Source organism: Flavobacterium sp. Arc3, assembly GCF_041431375.1.
Lineage (GTDB): Bacteria > Bacteroidota > Bacteroidia > Flavobacteriales > Flavobacteriaceae > Flavobacterium.
The window spans coordinates 140,716-160,882 of record NZ_JASMRI010000004.1 but is presented as its reverse complement, the minus strand read 5'-3'; the positions used below and the strand labels follow the sequence as shown (position 1 = coordinate 160,882).

Sequence of the window (20,167 nt, the reverse complement as noted above, 5' to 3'; positions counted from 1 at the left end):
GTCAAAAGCATTAATTTTCAATCAACTTTTATATACTCACTACTCCATTGTGACTATACACCCCCAAATCAGGTAGATTGTCGCTATTGAATAGCGCCTTTTCAGTTATTCAAATATATGCTATTTTACCGAAAAATCTGATAAATTATTTTTTTTCAAATATAACCCCTTTTCCTCCACCTACTTTACGGAAAATCGTAAACGGGTTTTTTTAGCAGGATTTTTTTAGCCGCGGTAGTAGTGAAATCCCTTGCAGGAAGAAAACCGCTTTTTTCTGGATGGGGCAGAGCGACTGAAAGAAGCTCCTGAAACAGCCTAGAAAAAGGGTTTTGTGCCAAAAGGATTGTAACGAATGACGGGAATTGCTCCTGAAAAAAAAGGATGAAAAGTGTTCGTTTTAAAGTAATTCCTCGACGTGTCTTTTGATGTTCTCGGCTATTTTTTTTGTGGGTAAATCGTTAGCGTCGTTACCAAAAGGGTCTTCGATTTCTTCGGCAATTAATTCTAAACTGGCCAGAACATAAAAGATAAATACAACTACGGGAATTACATAGTACCCCAGATTAAATACATATCCAAAAGGCAATGTCATCACGTAAAAAAAGATGAATTTCTTGAGGAAAGCACTGTAAGAATAGGGGATAGGGGTGTTTTTTATGCGTTCGCAAGCGCCACAAATATCCGTGAAGGATTGTATCTCATGGTTTAAGATTATGAGTTGGTCGCCCGTTATTTTCCTGGAGTTATAAAGGTCATTTATCTTGTGAAACAATACTTTGGCCACCTGATTGGGTCTGTGCTTGTGGTGTTCTATGACGATATCGTCAAAAAGCTGCTTGCTGGTTTCTTCGTCTTTTAAATGTTTGTTCAGGATAGAGGCGTAGCTGGGTATTATTTTCCTGAAAAAAGAGCGGTCTGATTCTTCAGTTAAAATTGCGGACAGCTTTATGGCCAGATTGCGAGAGTTGTTCACTAAACTGCCCCATATTTTTCTTCCTTCCCACCAGCGATCGTAAGCGGTATTTGTCCTGAAGACGAGTAATAAAGAGATCACAAAACCCAGCATTCCATGCATGATGGAAATGTTCTTGACATGACTGTCATCAGGTAAATCCCAATATTCTATTTCAAGGTAAGCAATCCCAGCGGAATAGGCTCCTATGAAAATCATCGTAGGAATCAGTTGGCGGAAAGTATCGGCTTTGTGAAAACGAAAAATAAAAGTAATCCAGTCTTTTGGGTTGTAGGTAATCATTAATGCGAAATATTTTTCACAAATTTAATTTAAAAATTAAGATTCCCGGCTAATTCTCTTAAAGCAATTTCTGATAATTTTGCCTGAAATTGTGCGTTGCTGTATCGTACTGTAGCATTCACATAGTTCAATTGTGCCGTTCTAAATTCTAAGGTGGTTATTGTTCCAATATGGAATTTATCTAAGGTAATGTCTAGATTTTGTTTGGCAATAGCCTCGTTCTTTTCTTCTAGCTCAATTAAATCTAAGTTGGTCACATAAGTTTGATAGGCTGTTGCTAATTGTGCATGAAGTGCTACACTTTGTTGCTCAATTAAGATACTGGAATTGTCAACTTGTAAGGCGGCAATTTTTTCATTGCGTTTTTGAGCAAATCCATCAAACAGATTTAGAGAAGCGCTAAAACCATAATTAAGTCCTCTAGCAGAGGATTTTGTTGTAAAACCAAGGCTCGACTCCGTATCAGTAAAGTTATAGCCCGTGTTCAACTTTACCGTAGGATAGCGTCCTGATTTTATTTTTTTAAGTTCTAATTCAGCTACTTTTTTACTAATGATTAGCGCTTCAACTTTTGGATTTTGTTGTTCTGCCAAACCTTTTAACTCGTTAAAATCCAATTGTTTGTCCATGACGAAAACATCAGCTACTTTAAAATCAGTAGTAAGGTCTCTGGCCAAAATCTGATTCAGTAAAACTTTAGCATTAGCATACATTTCTTTTTGTCTCAACAAGCTTACCTTGTCTGTATTGATATCTACTTGGGCATTCAAAACTTCTAATTTAGAGGCTTTTCCAATGGTAAATCGGTTTTGTGCCAAACTTACTCGCTGGTTTGAAATAACTAACGTACTATCAAGCGCAGACAATTGCTGCTGTTGTTGCACTAAATCGAAGTAGGCGGCTTGAACGTCGCTTATTTTTGTAATAATCGTAAGCTTTAGTTGGTTCTCGCCCAGTTTTTGCAACTCTCTTAGCTGGTCTCTCATGGCAAACATTCTCAACCCATCAAAAATAGTCCATCCTAAGTTCACACCATAGTTTAAGCTATTGCTTTTAGCATTATCGAGGCTGTTTGTTGTTCCATCAGTACGTGTTTGCGAAAGATTTTGGATGTTATTGTTATTGACAATTGATGCGGTTGCATTAGGTAACATTCCGGCATTTCCAGCAGTGACGTTACTTTCATCAATTTTTAAATCGTTTTTGGCAATTTTAATTTCGTAATTGTTTTCTAAAGCTATTTGTACCGCATCTTTGAGCGTTAATAGCTCCTGTGCGTTTCCTTTTAGAACACAAAAAAAGAAGATAAGCAGACTTTGAAATAGTATTTTAGTAGACATAATTTTATTTACTTTCATTTTCATATTCTTCGATGTGTTCAAATTCAGGATAGTGTTTTTTGGCTTTAGACCACATAAAATAAAGTGCAGGAATAACAAATAAGGTTAGAACCAAAGAAAATATAGTTCCCCCTACAATAACAACTCCCATACCAATTCTACTGGTAGATGCTGCACCAAGTGACATGGCAATAGGTAATGCACCAAGTGAAATGGCTAAACTGGTCATTAAGATAGGTCTTAAACGTGCTTCTGAAGCTTCAAGAATGGCTTCCAGTTTCGGTTTTCCCTGTTCTCGGAGTTGGTTAGCAAATTCTACAATTAAAATTCCGTTTTTAGTTACTAATCCAATCAACATTACGGTTCCAATTTGACTGAAAATATTCCAAGTTTGATCAAATAACCATAAGGAGAATAAAGCACCTGCAACAGCCATAGGAACGGTTAAAATAATGATAAACGGATCAATAAAGCTTTCAAACTGTGCTGCTAGAATTAAAAATATTAATAATAAAGCCAATCCGAAGGCAAAAGAAGTATTAGAACTACTCTCAACAAAATCTCTTGATTCTCCTCCTAAATCGGTCGTGAACGTATCATCGAGGACTTTGGCTCTAATTTTTTCCATTGCTTCAATTCCGTCATTGATGCTTTTGCCTGGAGCGAGACCAGCAGAAACGGTTGCCGACATAAATCTATTATTATGATACAATTGTGGAGGCTTGCTTTGTTCTTCAATACTTACAATGTTGTCCATTTGAATTAGATCTCCTTTGTTGTTTTTTACATACATCGAGGTTAAGTCCAATGGTTTTGAACGGTCTTGTTGATCAAATTGTCCAATTACTTGGTATTGTTTTCCTTTTTTCATGAAGTAACCAAAACGCTGTCCGCTTAAGGACAGTTGCAAGGTTTGTGCAATATCAATAACCGATATTCCTAAACTCTCTGCTTTTTCACGATCAATAGTGACATTAAGCTCGGGCTTATTGAACTTTAAATTTACATCAGACATTGAAAAAGTGGGATCATTGTCCACTTCGTCCATAAACACGGGAATTTTATTTTCTAGCTTACTAAAGTTTTGCGTTTGTATAATGTATTGTATCGGCAAGCCACCACGTCTGTTTACAGAAATAGTGGGCTGTTGCGTAACAGATGTTTTGGCATTTGGATATTGTTTGGTCCATTTGGTTAATTTGTCTGCAATTTCTTCTTGAGACAACTTTCTTTCCCCCGGTTCTTTTAGCGAGAGACGCACAAAACCACTATTTACTGAAGAAGATCCAAATCCAGGAGAGGTAACCACTAAACTCACTTTTTTCTCAGGGATAGAGTCATCAACTAATTTAGAGATTTCTTGCATGAAACGATCTGTATATTCGTAGCTAGAGCCTTCCGGAGCAGTGATTCGTAGTATCAAAGAGCTACGATCGTCATAAGGCGCGGTTTCTTTTTGGATCAAATTATAAAAGACAAAAATCAATCCAAAACAAGCGAATAAGATGGGGAAACTCCACCATTTTTTAGCCATAAATCGTCCTAATGCAGCTGCATAATTGCTGTTTAATTTTTTGAAATAAGGTTCGGTTAAATTGTAAAATTTTGATTTTTTTTGTTCGCCGCCTTTCATTAAATAGGCATTCAGCATAGGTGTTAAGGTCAACGATACAAAAGCCGAAATTAAAACGGCTGCACCTATGACGACACCAAATTCCCTAAATAATCGGCCCACGAATCCTTCCAGAAATATAACGGGTAGAAATACGGCTGCCAGCGTAATTGAAATAGATATTACTGCAAAAAATATCTCGTTTGATCCTTTAATAGCTGCCTCGATAGGCGTCATACCTTCTTCTACTTTTTTAAAGATGTTTTCAGTTACCACGATTCCGTCATCTACGACCAATCCTGTAGCCAGAACAATCGCCAGCAAGGTTAAAACGTTGATCGAAAAACCAAACAACCACATGATGAAAAAGGTCGCAATTAAGGAAACGGGGATGTCAATTAATGGTCTAAAAGCGATTGCCCAGTCTCTAAAGAATAAATAGATAATAAGAATTACTAAGAATATTGATATTCCCAATGTTTCAGCTACTTCAAGTACTGATTTTTTTACAAAAATGGTATTGTCAAGAGCAATGTTTAATTTGATATCTTTAGGCAGATCTTTCTTTAATGCTTCAAACTGCTCGTAAAAGGATTTTGAAATGTCTAAATAATTGGCTCCTGGACGAGGAACAATTGCCAAACCAACTAAAGGTAATCCAGATTGACTTAATTTAGTTTCAATATTTTCTGGCCCAAGAACGGCAGAACCAATATCGCTTAAACGAACAATTTTTTCTCCTTCGGAAAGAATGATGATATTATTAAATTCTTCGGCTGTAGATAAGTTCCCAACGGTTTTTACGGTCAATTCAGTATTGGTACCCGTCAATTTCCCAGATGGTAATTCGACATTTTGTTTACCCAAGGCCGTTCTCACCTCGGCAACTGTTAGTCCATAAGAAGCTAGTTTTACAGGATCAATCCACAAACGCATGGCGTATCTTTTTTGTCCCCAAATTTGAACACCACTCACACCAGGAATCGTTTCCAGACGTTGTGAAATCACATTCTCTGCATAATCACTCAATTCTAGTTGGCTTCTGGTATCACTTTGAACCGTCATGGAGATAATCGCATCACTATTGGCATCAGCCTTAGAAACAACAGGCGGCGCATCAATATCCTGCGGTAAACTTCGAATGGCTTGTGATACTTTGTCACGAACATCATTTGCCGCTTCCTCAAGATCTTTATCCAAGTTGAATTCTACCGTAATCGAACTGCTTCCTTGTGAACTGGAAGAGGTGATATTTCTAATTCCATCAATGGAATTGATTGCTTTTTCAAGCGGCTCTGTGATTTGGGACTCAATGATATCTGAGTTGGCTCCCGTATAGTTGGTTCTAATGGAAACTTGAGCGGGATCTATCGAGGGAAATTCACGAACGCCAAGATAGGTGTATCCTATAATACCAAATAATACTATTGTTAAATTCATAACAATGGTCATCACCGGTCTTTTTATGCTTAATGTAGATAAACTCATTTTTTATGGGATTAATAAGATATCGTTATTGGGTTAGGAGTAATAGTATATCCTTATCCAATAACTTTAAATTATTTGATGATTATTTTTACGGGAGTTTCATTTTTCAAAGACATAACACCACTTGTGATTACGGTATCACCTGCTTTTAATCCAGATAAAATCAGGAGAGATGCATCTGTTCTTGTAGCTGTTTCGACCATGACTTCCTTGGCTTTACCAAGATCAGAAATAAATACTTTTTTTCCGTTTTGCACTGGAATTACGGCTTGTGTGGGAACCACAATCGCGTCTTTAATGACAGCAAGTGGCAACTCAACATCTGCAAAAGTGCCAGGTAATAACTTTCCGTCTTTATTCTCAGCAATGGCACGAACTTGTAGGGTTCTCGTTGAAACTTCAACTGATGGTTCGATGGCATAAATCTGAGCCGTATATTTTTCAGTAGATCCAGAAACTTTAAAACTTAAAATAGTATTGTTTTTTATCTGATTTGCATATTTTTCAGGTATTGAAAAAGTAATTTTTAACTTTCCAATATTAACCAAATTAGCCACTAAAATAGTAGGGGTGATATAGGTTCCTACAGAAATAGAACGCAATCCAATTCTTCCTGAGAATGGAGCTCTAACGGCTGTTTTAGCTATTTGTGCCTTAATCAACTGACTTTGTGCTTTCATTGAAGCATATTCAGCTCTGGCGACTTCATATTCTTCTTGACTGATGGCTTCTTTTTGCAATAAAAGTTTGGCTCTTCTTTCATTTTCTGATGCCAGAGTTTCCTTAGTGTTTGCTTGACTCAACTGGGCTCTTAGCTCTCTGTCGTTTACTTTAAAAAGTAATTGTCCTTTACTAACATTACTTCCTTCTTGAAAATTGATGCTTTCTACAATACCTGAAACTTCAGAACGGATCTCTACTTGCTCATTGGCCTCAATAGAACCCGAAAGGGACAAGTTATTATCAAAAGTTTCTGGCTGAACCACAATCCCGGATAAACGCATCGCCTTTGGTTTTTCTGATTTGCTATTGTCTGGTTTTGCATCTCCTTTATTTTCGATAATTCGGTAGCTGATGAAAGCACCAAAACCAACAATGAGTAAGCCGTAAACTAAGTATTTTATTTTCATGGTTATGTAGTAAAGTAGGATTAGGTTTCAATTTTTTTTGTTAAAAAAACAAATTTAAGTTTTAGAATTGGAATACATAATAGGTTTGTCATATTTAACACTTGTACATACAACTATTTTTTAAAAAGCCATATAAAATACCTAGTCGTTCAAATTATGACGATTAGGTTATTGTTTTAAATAAATTAAACAGTAAAAAACAATAAAAAATAAATTGTTTACTATTTTACACTTCGCAATAAGACGTTAAAAATAGATAAAGGTTTAATTCGATTTTTTAAAAAAACTAAATTTTATTAAAAAAGATTAACTGATGTAATTCCATATGTTTTTCTTTTTAGTCAACTCAATGTAAACACTTCTTAAAGTAGCGTGTTCTGGTTTTTGCAAAGGGGCATCGGCAGTAAGGATTTTTATGGCTTTTTCTCTGGCTAAAGCCAAAATATCTCTGTCCCGAACAATGTCGGCAATTTGAAGGTTTAAAACACCACTTTGTTGCGTTCCCATCAGGTTTCCTGGACCGCGGAGTTTTAAATCTACTTCCGCAATTTCGAAGCCGTCATTAGTACTTACCATAGTTTCCATTCGGGTTCTACTGTCAGAGCTTAATTTGTGGCTCGTCATCAAGATGCAATAACTTTGGTCAGCACCACGACCCACACGACCGCGCAATTGATGCAATTGTGAAAGTCCGAAGCGCTCAGCACTTTCGATAATCATTACCGAAGCATTAGGAACATTTACCCCAACTTCAATAACAGTTGTAGCAACCATAATGTTAGTTTTTCCATCCGAAAAACGTTTCATTTCAGCATCTTTGTCGGCTGGTTTCATCTTTCCGTGCAAAATAGAAATGGAATAATCAGGCAAAGGAAAGTCGCGGGAAATACTTTCATAACCGTCCATTAAATCTTTAAAATCCATTTTCTCGGATTCTTGTATCAGCGGATAGACAATATATATTTGTCGGCCTAGACCAATTTCGTCTCTTATAAATTTCCAAACTTTCAGTCGATTACTGTCAAAGCGATGCACGGTTTGAATGGGTTTTCGTCCTGGAGGCAATTCGTCAATAACTGAAATATCCAGATCGCCGTACAAACTCATCGCCAGCGTTCGCGGAATAGGAGTGGCAGTCATTACCAAAATGTGTGGCGGAATTTCGTTTTTCTTCCACAATTTAGAACGCTGTTCTACCCCAAAACGGTGCTGTTCATCAATTACGGCCAACCCTAAATTTTGAAATTTCACTTTGTCTTCGAGTAAGGCATGTGTACCAATCAGTATTTGTAAGCTTCCGTTTTCTAACTCTTCATATATGATTTTTCGAGCTGACGTTTTGGTTGATCCCGTCAGTATTCGGATGTTTATGTTTAGTTCGTTTGCCAATTCTGACAATCCAATAAAGTGTTGATTGGCTAGGATTTCTGTAGGTGCCATCAAGCAAGCTTGGAATCCATTATCGAGCGCAAGTAACATACTCATAAAGGCCACAATCGTTTTCCCAGAACCTACATCTCCTTGTAATAGACGATTCATTTGGGCGTTACTTCCCATGTCAGTTCTAATTTCTTTAATCACCCTTTTTTGTGCTCCGGTGAGTTGGAAAGGAAGGTGGTTCTGATAAAAATCATTGAAATTGTCACCCACTTTAGTAAACGGATGCCCTTTTATTTTGTGTTTTTGAACCAGGTTTTTGGTAATTAATTGCAATTGGATAAAGAACAATTCTTCAAATTTTAATCGGAATTGGGCTTTTGCCAACGCTTCAGCGCTTTTGGGAAAATGAATATTGAATAAAGCTGCTTTTTTAGGAATCAGTTGCAATTCCTGCAATAGATACTCCGGCAGGGTTTCAGTAAACAACGCCTGAGTTTCCATAAAAAGCTGTTGCATTAATTTATTGATGACCCGGTTTGAAATTCCGCGGTTGTTCAGGGTTTCGGTCGACGGATATACAGGTTGCATAGCGGAACGCAAACTTTGCTCGTGCTCGCTCATCGCTTCAATTTCAGGATGTGCCATATTGTAGGCTCCATTAAACGAAGTGCATTTCCCGAAAATCACGCTAATTTCGTTTAGCTTCAACGATTCCCGAACCCATTTCTGTCCTTGAAACCATACCAATTCCATCTGTCCTGTATCGTCCACAAAAGTGGCGACGAGGCGTTTCCTGCCTTTGGCAAATTCGACAGTTTTTATATTGATTATTTTACCAATGATTTGTACCTCGGCAACATTGTTTTGCAACTCGTTGATTTTGTAATAACGTGTTCTATCAATATAGCGGTTGGGGTATAAATTGATTAAATCCTTATACTTATGAATCCCCAATTCCTTGCGCAACAATTCGCCACGACTAGGGCCAACGCCTTTTAAGTATTCGATAGGAGTAAGTAGGAGGTTGTTGGACATTTTAAATTATTTGGAAAATAGAGTAAAGATTGAAAATAGAATATAGAGCAAAGAATATAGCTGTTTCGTGTCTTTTTTCTTTGTTCTATTTTCTTTACTCTTAATTAAAAGCGAAGATAGGTTTTTGTTGGGAAATTTGGAAATAGGATTGTTTGAAAGTGATGTAAGAAAAAAGTGTATATTTGAGTAGTTGAACTTAAATGTAAAAATCTATGAAACAAGCTTTAGCTATTTTAATATGTATAATTTTGATTAGTATCGAAATGAATGCTCAAAATAAAAAAGAAATTTATAAGTTTTCTGAAGATATCAGTAATAAGCTGCAAAAGGACACTGTTCCTTGGCGATTTCAATATGCTGCTGTAGATTTTTCTATTAGTGGAAATTATATAAAAGCACTGCAAGCCTATGATATGCAAGGAGCTTAAAGGCAATCGATTTCTGCAAAGGATAGCTTGTATTTTAATGAATTTAAGCCACAGAATGCTAAAGATTACATCATAAAACGTTCTCAAAAAGAAAGGGTAATAATAATAAATGAAGCCCATAATAATTCTAGGCATAGAGTTTTTACTACCTCTTTATTGCAAGGTCTATATAAAAATGGTTATAAATATCTGGGAATTGAGGCATTAGAAGATACATTGATTAACTCCCGTAATTTTGCAAATTTGGAAAGTGGTAGTTTGTATTTACAAGAATCACAAAATTCTAATTTAATTAAAGAAGCCCTGAATATTGGTTTTGTTTTATTTAATTATGAATATACGTATGTCAAAGGGAAGACCGGAAAAGACAGAGAGATGGAGCAAGCTGAAAATATTGCTAAGATGATGGCAAAGCATCCCAATGATAAGTTTTTAATTCACTGTGGGTATGATCATCTTAATGAAGGAATTCCAGGGATTAGTAGTTGGGAAAAAGCAATGGCAGCAAGATTAAACGATAAGACAGGAGTTAATCCATTTACAATTGATCAAATAGCTTGTTCAGAGAAGGGTTCCCCCGAATTTAACAACCCCTATATCAGTATTGCAAATCAAGTTAAACCTGTAATTATGGTTAATGGAAAAGGGGAGACATTTAATGGTAGCAAAGATAATGGTGTTGCTGATTGCAGAATAATTCATCCAGTTACAATTTATAAAAACGGTAGGCCGGATTGGTTGACTTTAGAAGGAAGAAGAAAAGCATACCGCATTGTTACAGAATCTATTTTAGAATTTCCTGTGTTGGCTTTAGCGTATCGAATAAATGAATTTGAAAAAGAAGGAGTTCCTGCTGATGTCATTGAAATTGAAAATAAAGACCAAGAAGCTCATTTCATTTTGGATAAAGGAATGTATCGAATAATTATAAAAAATAGAGAATATAAAACGGTTTCAGACTACGAAGCGAAAATTAAATAAAAAATACTTATTTGTTTTATTCAGTTTTTTGTTTTCAATCCAAATTATGAAAAGGATAGAATTTTGTAAAACAGGAACCCACACCTAGATATACTATGAGGACTATTATCCTTTGTTTTTTTTTAATTTTCTCATTTTCCGTTAGCGCTCAGGATTTTGAAGGGGAAATAAAATATAAACTGTCTTATTATCAAAAAGAGAACAAAACTCTTATTGAATCTCCGGAACTTATTAGATTGTTTGGTGATACTTCTATATTTATTACTAAAAAGGGATCTTATAAACAAGTTACTAATTCTCAGTATATGGCCTATCAACTTTATGAACCGCTTACAAATAGATTGTATTTGAAGAGTCAAATAGAATCGGATACTTTGTTTTATATTGTTGGATCAAAAATTAAAAACACTAAGTTTGAATATGAAATCACTAAAAATGCAATTACTATTTTGGGACATGTTTGTGATAAATTAACTGTTAAGGACGATGTAGGAAAACAAGATTATTATTATACAAAGGACTTGAAAGTAAGCCCCAAATATTTTCGAAATTTTAGCGCTTTCAATAAAAATGAAATTACAGATATAATGAAATCTATATTTCTTAGAGTTGATTATTTTTTCATTGATTTTATTGCAAGAATGGAAGCTGTAGCCATAAATGGCGGTAATGTGACTGACAAACAGTTTGTTTTACCATCACATAAAATTTTAATTGAAAAATAAAAAATAACAAAGTAAAACGATATTAAATTCACTGCTATTATAACACCTTAAAACAAAACATGAAAACAACATTAACTCCCTCTTTCTTGAAAGTAATCCTTTTAGGATTTATCATTCTATTGACTACTTTAACAAATGCTGTAGCGCAAAATAAAACGGCAGAACTGGATAAATTAATGAATCAAGCTCACGCAAATGGTGTTTTTAATGGAAGTGTTTTAGTAGCTGAAAACGGAAAAGTTATTTATCGTAAAGCTTTTGGCTATGCCAATAAAGAAACAAAACAGTTATTAAAACCAGAATTTTGTTTTGATTTGGCATCTGTTTCAAAGCAATTTACTGCTATGGGGATTATGATCTTAAAAGAAAGAAATAAGTTGTCGTACGATGAAAAAATTACCAAGTATTTCCCTGAATTTCCAGCTTATGGGAAGGATATTACAATACGAAACTTACTAAATCAAACTTCGGGTATGCCTTTATATCAGCCATTTGCTGAAAAATATAACCTGACCAATGGAGAAATTTTAAAAATAATTGAGCAAAGAGAGGCGTTAGATGCGGGCATTGGAGAGCGATATGTATATAATAATGCTGGTTACGTTATGTTGGCTATGATTATAGAGAAAGTTTCGAATAGGTCGTTAGCAGAATTTTTAAAAGAGAATATTTTTAACCCATTAAAAATGAAAAATACTTTGGTTGGTGATGCTCCAAAAATCGATTTAAAAAATAGGGCTATTGGTTATACTGTGATTGGTGAACTTGATGATTATGTAGTTTCACATACGGGTTCTACAAGTATGTTTTCAAACGTTGATGATTTGTTTTTGTGGGATCAAGCGTTGTATACTGAAAAGTTAGTTTCTAAGAAAACAATTGAGGAAGCATTTACTCCAGTGGTTTTAAATGATGGTTCATTGTCTAATTATGGATTTGGATGGTTTCTTACTCCAGAAAAAAAATCAGTTAACCATTCAGGAAGTGATTTTGGTTACCGTAATTTTATCATGAGAGATTTAGACAAAAAAAATACGTATATATGGCTTACGAATGCTGGAAATGCGATTACTAAAGATTTAATGAATGTTGCAATAGAGAATATATTAGCTTCTAAGCCTTATGAAATACCTAAGATTACTGTTTTGTCAGAATTACAAAAAGCGTTAGAAGCAAACTCTGTCGATGAGGCGATTGCTAAAACGACCAAATCGATACAATCTAATCCAAATCTATTTATGATGGACGATGCCGCTATTAATGAATTGGGTTACAAATATCTTAACGAAAATAAATTAGCAGACGCTTTCTCCCTATTTAAATTTAATGTGACATTAAATCCAAATTCTTCAAATGTTTATAACAGTCTGGGCGAAATTTATCTATTGCAAAAAGACACGGTCAATGCGATCGAAAATTATAAAAAATCAGTGGCTTTAAATCCAGATAATGCAAATGCATTAAAGGTTTTAAAAAAAATAGGTGTTACGACAACTGATTTAATTAGTGAAGTTACGGTTGCTGCAGAAGTTCTTAAAAACTATTTGGGACGATATCAATTAAATGAAAATTATTCTTTTACGGTAACCGAAGACAAAGGACAGCTATATATACAAGGGACTAACGAAAAAATCACAACTGTATATCCGATGACACAAAATAGATTTTACAGCAAAATAATTACAGCTCAATTTACTTTTAATAGCGATGAAAATGGACATATTGATAGTTTGACATTGAATATGGGAAAAGATATGAATGCTAAAAAAGTAGAGTAGATGACATTTAATAAATTCAAACAAAATTTCGAAAAAAGAATAAAATAAAAAAGCCTGGTTTTAAAATAGCATTTTAATTTTTTACAAATTTGCAAAAGCAAGAAAACCGGGATGAACAATTAAAAATAGAGAATGGTAATCGATAAAATTGAAAATTCTAACCTTTATGCAAACTTGACAGAAAGATTAGCAAAAGGATTTGAATTTATAAAAAACACAGATTTAGTTCAAATAGAATCTGGGACTTATGAAATTGATAATAAGGCTATTTTTGCCATTGTTCAGGATTATGATACAAAAGAAATAAAAGACTGTGTGCTAGAAGGGCATACTAAATATATTGACATTCAATATATAATTCAGGGAACCGAATTGATGGGAGTTGTAACAAAGAATAACCAAAAAGCAATTAGTAGCGATTTAGATAAAGATTACACTTTTTATGAGGGAGAAACCTCCTTTATTAGAGTAGAAAAGGGGATGTTTACTGTGTTTTTCCCTGATGATTTGCATATGCCGTGTGTACAAGTAGGCAAAAGTTCAAGAGTTAAAAAAGTGGTTGTGAAAGTCCAGGTTTAATGTAGTTAGAATTTTTTATCATAGTAGCAAAACCGTGATTCAATCATTATCGCCTTAAATGGCGATTATATATATTATCGCTTAATTTAACGATAAATTAAAATATCGTCATATTTAGCGATATTTTCACTATCTTGCTTAAAATTGAAAGGTATGAAAGCAGTAATCACCGGTGATATTATTAACTCTAGAAAAGTAGCTTCGGCACTGTGGATGGAGGATTTAAAGGGTATTTTGAACGCTTACGGCAATGAACCTAAGGATTGGGAAATCTATAGAGGCGACAGTTTTCAGCTAGTAGTCGACCCTAGAGATGCACTCGAAATCGCCTTATTAATCAAGGCTGCTATCAAACAAAACAAAGTACTCGATGTTCGTATGGCAATAGGAGTAGGTACTGTCGATTATACCGCTGATAAAGTAACGGAATCAAACGGGAATGCTTTTGTAAATTCAGGGGAATGCTTTGAAGGATTAAAAAAACAAACTTTAGGAATACAAACACCTTGGTCTGGGTTTAACGAAACCTTTACTGTTATTTTTCAATTAGTGGTTTTATTTGCTGATAATTGGACGCCCACATCAGCCGAAATCATAAAAAAAGCATTAGAAAATCCGAACATTAATCAAAAGGAACTGGCTCTTGCTTTAAATAGAAAAAGCCAAAGTTCGATAAGTGCATCTTTAAATAGGGCAGGGTACGAGGAACTAAAAAATGTGATTGAGTATTATAAACAAGAAATTAAAAAACTATGGTAGAGTTATCTTTAATGCTTGTTTTAGCTCATTTGATAGGTGACTTTTTATTACAGCCCACTTCTTGGGTCAAGGATAAAAAGAAATATAAAATCAAATCAAAATACCTATACCTTCATCTGCTGGTACATTTTGTGCTTTTGTTATTGATCACGAGATTTAATCCTGAATACTTGTTTGCGTTGATTGTGATTGTTATCAGTCATTTTGCCATTGATTGCGCTAAATTATATTTCGAAAAAAAGAAAACGGTAAAAATCTGGTTTTTCGCAGACCAACTATTACATTTAGCCGTCATTGCTGCCGTGGTACATTATTATTATCCCTATGAAATCGATTTTGAAGCAGTGTATTCAACAAAAAGCCTTGCATTACTTACAGCTTTAGTCACGGTGACTTATGTGAGTGCGATTGTGTTAAAAATGATGTTGTCAAAATGGAGTGCTCAAATCACTACTAATAATAACGACGAGACAAATAATGCGGGGAAGTATATTGGGATTCTAGAACGGCTGTTTATTTTCTTCTTTGTGGTGATTAATTTTTGGGAAGGTATCGGGTTTTTATTAGCAGCAAAATCCATTTTTAGGTTTGGAGACCTTAAAGAATCTAAGGATGTCAAACTTACTGAATACATCTTGATAGGAACTTTATTGAGTTTTGGACTTGGGATTTTATGTGCGATGGTTTATAAATATTTCGCGTAAATTAAACAGAGAAACACAACACCTAAAAAAATTAAAAAGCAGGAATGAACTTTATTTTCTACCTGAGAAAACTAGTATATGAGAAAGCCAGTTCTTTGTGATAATAATTTTAGCTCCTAGAGAACTTTTAAATTCATTAATGATTACAAATATGAAAAGCATTTATATCTACTATTATATCTTGCTGGAATAGTTTGGTCTTTTTATAGAGCTTCTAGTAAAAGTATGGTAGATAATTATTCTATTTAAACTATAAATGCAATTTGTGTCATTACTGGAGGAATCTTTGGGTGGATTAGTTATTACGTTTAGGCCGCATTGTCCCGTCCTGAAATAGCGATATACATAAAGCATCCTACTGGTTAAATAGTAAGAAACTTGCTTTGTAAAGCATACCTAAAAAGTATCTCTCGTGTCTATTAGATTGAAAGGTCATAACTATCGTTCGAGAATACATATCCACAGAACAGATTTAGAGTCAATAAATATTTTTTATAATGAAGCTTAATGTTTGTGTGCATCTTATTTTCAGATTCAGACTACCAAATAATAATGATTACTTATAAAAAAAAAACAGCAGTAAACTTTTGCTTACTACTGTTTATTAATTGGGGTTTTATTTTCTACCTATTGTATCGTTTTTTAGGACTAGACATAGTTTGTAGTTGTAATCTATAATGACATAATTATAAATTCACTTCTTCTATTCAATTGATGTTCTTCTTCAGAGCACTTAACTCCATCTGCACATTTGTTAACCAATTGTGTTTCACCGTATCCCTTACTACTCAATCTAGTTGCATCAATACCATTACGGATTAACCAATTTTGAGTTGATTTAGCTCTTCTATTAGACAAGGCTTCGTTATACTTATGAGTTTGTCTACTATCTGTATGGGAGCGAATGTCAATTTTAAGATTTGGATTTTGGTTTAGCACATCTAATACTTTTTCCAATTCTAATGCAGCGTCTCTTCGAATATTTGATTTGTCTAAATCAAAATAAATTACAGTTATGTCAAGGAATTTTGCTAAATCATCTCCAACTTTAGCTTTCTTTTCAATTGGTTCTAAAGCAATAGGGAAATCAGTTTTTCCATTTTCGGCACTAATGCTTACGTTACTTTCTTTCGTTAAATAGTCTTTTTTTTCTGCTCTTATATTATATGTAGATCCACAATCTACATTAAATGTATACTTTCCATTCTCATCTGACAATGTCGTTTCAATTAAATTAAATTGTTTATCATATAAAGAAACTTTCGTTTGAGGCAGGATTTCTAAAGTCTCATTGTCAGTAATAATACCATATAATAATTGTTCACAGATAACTTTTTTAAGTTGCTTCAATTTATAGATATCATCATATCCTTTACCGCCATCTCTATTAGAGGTAAAAAAGCCATTGTTTGATTTTGTATCTATCCAATACGCAAAATCGTCTTTTGGAGAATTAATATCAATACCAATATTTTGAACTTTGTCATAAGTACCGTCCGGTTTTACTTTGGCTACAAATATATCAAGTCCGCCAACACCAGGATGTCCATCAGATGCAAAATAGATTTCATCGTCATCATTCAAAAAAGGGAAAGTTTCCCTTCCAGCGGTATTTACTGTAGGACCTAAATTTTCAGGTTTTCCAAAGGTACCATTTTCATAAATTTCCGCTTTAAATAAATCAGACTGACCTAAAGTTCCAGGCATGTCAGAGACAAAGTATAAAAATTTCCCATCTGGACTTAAAGCAGGATGCGCAGTACTATAGTTATCGCTATTAAATGGTAACTCAGTAATATTAGTCCACTCATTATTATCTAATGTAGCTTTGTAAATTTTAATTAAAGTAATACCACTTCCATTTTTTCCCTTTTTACCTTCTAGGTAGTTATTTCGTGTAAAAAATATTGTTTTACCATCTTTGGTAAAGACAGGAGTAGCTTCATTAAATTTTGACTTGATATTTTGGTCAAATTTTTCAGTTGCTTCAGGATTCATATTTGAATCTAAATTGGCAGAATATAAACTTGTGAAGTGTTCATTTGTCCACGTGTGTTTTCTTTGTCCAAGACTTCCGGTATCTCTTGCTGATGTAAAGATAATTTTATTCTTATATACGGTAGTACCGTAATCTGAATATTCAGAATTTATACCTGCGTCCTCTATTGTATAATATCCCGTTTTAGCTTTTATTGCTTCTAAGTAATTTTCGTTTTTCATAAAAAGTTCAGCTCTGTCATCATTTGCTGCAACTTTGTTAAACTTCTCTAAGATTTTATTTGCTTTATCATTTTGTCCTATAGATCTAAGAGATTGGGCGTATCGGTAATAATATTCTGGTTGAATACTAGTACTGTCTAGAGCAAACAATTCTCCGTACCATTTAGCCGATTTTTCTAGCTGGGCATTAAAATAGTACGCATTCCCTAATTTTTGAAATAGCTCTACTGATTTATACCCTTTTTCTGCAACTCTTTCATAAGTTTGAATAGCATTAATGTAGGCATAGTTTTCATACTTTTTATTTGCGGAAGCAAGTTTAGCTTGTTGCGCAGATAAACTGAAAGAAAAAACGCTTACTATAGTTAAGCAAAGTAATATATTTTTTTTCATAGTAATTATTTTAGAAAAATCTTGGGCTTGTTATTCTTTTGTTGTTTTTGAATAATTCATATCTAAAGAAAATCTCATGAGATCCTGAATTATAATTCTGTAATTTAGTTGTTTCAAAATCATATCCATAACCTATATATATGGCATCTGAAACTTGAAACCCTGCCATTGCACTTACGGCTGCACTCCATCTATAAGCTAGCCCAAGGCTAAACTTATCATTAAGCATAAAATTTCCTGATATATCAACTTGCAATGGAGCTCCTTCTACTAATTTAGTAAGTAGGGCAGGCTTAAATTTTAAATTATAACTTAGATCAAATACGTAACCGGCAATCAAATAGTAATTTATTTTTTCTTTGAAAATCGCAACTTCATTATCATCGTAACGATTTGTTGCTATGAAATTAGGTACTGATAATCCTACATAGGCTTTATCAGAATGCCAGTAGATTCCAGCTCCAATATTGGGTGTAAATTTATTACCATAATCATGGAGGGTTGGATCACTAATTTGAGGGTTTAATTTTGAGGCATCTAAATTAAATACATTTGCTGTTGCTTTTATACCAAATGAAAGTTTATTTGTTTCAGAAGTTGGAACAGTATAAGATATATCAGCTGAAAAAGTATTCTCTTGTGTAGGACCAATTTTGTCATTTACTAGAGAGAGGCCTAAGCCCAAGTTACTATTGTTTAGCGGAGTATTTATGGAAACTGCATTAGTGACCGGAGCACCATCTAAACCTACCCACTGTGTACGATGTAGAGCGAAAATACTCATAGCACCTCGTGAGCCAGCATAAGCAGGATTTATATTGATCGTATTATACATATACTGTGTGTATTGCGCATCTTGCTGTGCAAAAGAGGCTAGACTAGTAAATGCCAAAGTAAATATTATTATAATTCTCTTCATCTATTTTGTTTTTTTTATAATTGAAACTAAAAAAGTATCTTTTATTTGATTTTTATCTAGTAAGGTATAAGTATCCGTCTTTTTTATTTGTAACTAAGTTACCAGTTCCATCAACTGAAGTATAGTTTAGAATGTAAAAGTAAGTTCCAACTGGTAATCCATCAGATTGTTTAATTGTTGTTCTACCTTCAGAAAATCCCTTGAACGCTTTATTTACATTATCATAGTTTTTAGTTTCGTAAACAAGTACTCCCCAACGGTTGTAAATTTCAACTGTATTGTCCGGATAACAAGTCAAATCATCAATATTATCAATAACAAATCCTTCATTGATTCCATCACCATTAGGTGAGAAGGCATTATGAACATTAATAACTCCACAACCTAATACTATTGCGATATCTACATCTGCATCATCAGAAGCGCTTACTTCAGTATTTAAAGCGGTAACTCCTTTTGCATAAGCAATGTTTTTTACAGTACCGTTCGTGATATCATTTTGGGTAGTAGTATAGTTTTGTGTGTATTCTTGAGATTTACCTGGATCTAAACTAGTGATTGCAATATCCAACCCAGTTAATGGATCCGTTACAGCTATTTGGTACAAGGTAACATTTCCTGTATTAGTAACCTTAATAGTATAATTAAGAATGTCACCAACTGCACTATAATTTTCAGAATTAGCTGTTTTAACAACTTCTATTGTTGGACTTTGAGCCAATTTGGTTATTGTACATGTTTTACAATCTTGAATTATTGGACATGTGGTACAAGGAGTAGGGTCTGTAGAAGTGGCAGTAACTAAACCTCCATTTGGCGTAGTTCCTGTGGCTGTTGCCAAATTGTATACGTAACCAGCATTTATATCGTTTTGCGTAATTGTATGTACAGCTGTAAATGTTGTTGAATTTACTGCACCAACTCCTAGTGTTGCTATTGGACCACCCGTGATAACAGCATTGTTATCTGTTATTGTTATGTTAGTCAAAGTTACATTACCAGTATTGGTTACTACAAAATTATAAAGTACTGTGTCTCCAGGGTTAGTAATACCATTTTTGTCATTATCAATATACGTACCGTCTTTCAGTATGCTTATCGATGGAAGATCAGGTATTATTATATCTACTACTATAGTCACTGTCACAATAGCAGTACTACAGTTGTTAGGATTCAATAGTTGACATATTGTATAATCTACAGCATAATTACCTGCTTTAGTATTTGGCGCAACAGTTACTGTTCCATCCGTATTGACCGTAAGAGGTCCGTTTGGAGTAGAAGTAATCAATACGTCTGTAGGATTAACTTTAACACCGTTTAATGTATCGTTTGTAAGTACATTGATTCCGGCATCACCACCTTTAGTACCGTTGATAGGTCCCGCAATATCATTGACAGCTTTGATAGCTGGAGCTACTACAGTCACTGTCACAGTAGC

Annotated in this window: 15 protein-coding genes; 7 read left to right on the top strand and 8 right to left on the bottom strand. The window is 34.2% G+C overall.

Annotated features, from left to right (window positions below):
* Positions 1-397 precede the first annotated feature (397 nt).
* The 5 genes from QO200_RS04365 to recG form a co-directional block, all read right to left on the bottom strand.
* Positions 398-1,255: a bestrophin family protein gene (locus QO200_RS04365; protein WP_371536819.1), complete on the bottom strand. Its 858-nt coding sequence runs from the start codon at positions 1,253-1,255 to the stop codon at positions 398-400.
* A gap of 29 nt (positions 1,256-1,284) precedes the next feature.
* Positions 1,285-2,595: a TolC family protein gene (locus QO200_RS04360; protein ID WP_371536931.1), complete on the bottom strand. Its 1,311-nt coding sequence runs from the start codon at positions 2,593-2,595 to the stop codon at positions 1,285-1,287.
* A 4-nt stretch (positions 2,596-2,599) separates the two neighbouring features.
* A complete protein-coding gene (locus QO200_RS04355; RefSeq protein ID WP_371536817.1) occupies positions 2,600-5,695 on the bottom strand; it encodes an efflux RND transporter permease subunit in 3,096 nt (1,031 codons plus the stop codon).
* A gap of 71 nt (positions 5,696-5,766) precedes the next feature.
* On the bottom strand, positions 5,767-6,825 hold the full coding sequence (locus QO200_RS04350) for an efflux RND transporter periplasmic adaptor subunit (RefSeq protein WP_371536815.1): 1,059 nt from the start codon (positions 6,823-6,825) through the stop codon (positions 5,767-5,769).
* Positions 6,826-7,131: 306 nt separating this feature from the next.
* Positions 7,132-9,240 (bottom strand): ATP-dependent DNA helicase RecG, encoded by a 2,109-nt coding sequence (gene recG, locus QO200_RS04345; RefSeq protein ID WP_371536813.1) that lies wholly within the window; start codon positions 9,238-9,240, stop codon positions 7,132-7,134.
* A gap of 212 nt (positions 9,241-9,452) precedes the next feature.
* On the opposite strand from recG, the gene QO200_RS04340 reads away from it, so the two are divergent.
* From QO200_RS04340 to QO200_RS04310, 7 genes are all read left to right on the top strand, one after another.
* Positions 9,453-9,668: a hypothetical protein gene (locus QO200_RS04340; protein ID WP_371536811.1), complete on the top strand. Its 216-nt coding sequence runs from the start codon at positions 9,453-9,455 to the stop codon at positions 9,666-9,668.
* Positions 9,669-9,695: 27 nt separating this feature from the next.
* The gene (locus QO200_RS04335; protein ID WP_371536810.1) at positions 9,696-10,649 is read left to right on the top strand and encodes a hypothetical protein; all 954 of its coding nucleotides are present in this window, start codon (positions 9,696-9,698) and stop codon (positions 10,647-10,649) included.
* Between the two features lie 95 nt (positions 10,650-10,744).
* Positions 10,745-11,374, top strand: a complete 630-nt coding sequence (locus QO200_RS04330) for a hypothetical protein (RefSeq protein WP_371536808.1) — start codon at positions 10,745-10,747, stop codon at positions 11,372-11,374.
* Between the two features lie 59 nt (positions 11,375-11,433).
* A complete protein-coding gene (locus QO200_RS04325; protein ID WP_371536806.1) occupies positions 11,434-13,152 on the top strand; it encodes a serine hydrolase in 1,719 nt (572 codons plus the stop codon).
* Between the two features lie 132 nt (positions 13,153-13,284).
* Complete coding sequence (locus tag QO200_RS04320) at positions 13,285-13,731, top strand: YhcH/YjgK/YiaL family protein (protein ID WP_371536803.1); 447 nt, start codon at positions 13,285-13,287, stop codon at positions 13,729-13,731.
* Between the two features lie 153 nt (positions 13,732-13,884).
* Complete coding sequence (locus QO200_RS04315) at positions 13,885-14,490, top strand: transcriptional regulator (RefSeq protein WP_371536801.1); 606 nt, start codon at positions 13,885-13,887, stop codon at positions 14,488-14,490.
* Positions 14,484-15,194, top strand: coding sequence for a DUF3307 domain-containing protein (locus tag QO200_RS04310; RefSeq protein WP_371536799.1), 711 nt, complete (start codon positions 14,484-14,486; stop codon positions 15,192-15,194). The genes QO200_RS04315 and QO200_RS04310 overlap by 7 nt, the downstream gene beginning before the upstream one ends.
* 672 nt (positions 15,195-15,866) lie before the next feature.
* Here QO200_RS04310 and QO200_RS04305 read toward each other — a convergent pair.
* From QO200_RS04305 to QO200_RS04295, 3 genes are all read right to left on the bottom strand, one after another.
* Positions 15,867-17,807, bottom strand: a complete 1,941-nt coding sequence (locus QO200_RS04305) for an OmpA family protein (protein ID WP_371536796.1) — start codon at positions 17,805-17,807, stop codon at positions 15,867-15,869.
* Positions 17,808-17,817: 10 nt separating this feature from the next.
* Positions 17,818-18,726: a type IX secretion system membrane protein PorP/SprF gene (locus QO200_RS04300; protein ID WP_371536794.1), complete on the bottom strand. Its 909-nt coding sequence runs from the start codon at positions 18,724-18,726 to the stop codon at positions 17,818-17,820.
* A gap of 52 nt (positions 18,727-18,778) precedes the next feature.
* Positions 18,779-20,167: gliding motility-associated C-terminal domain-containing protein (locus tag QO200_RS04295; protein ID WP_371536791.1), on the bottom strand; the 1,389-nt coding region annotated here is incomplete at its 5' end.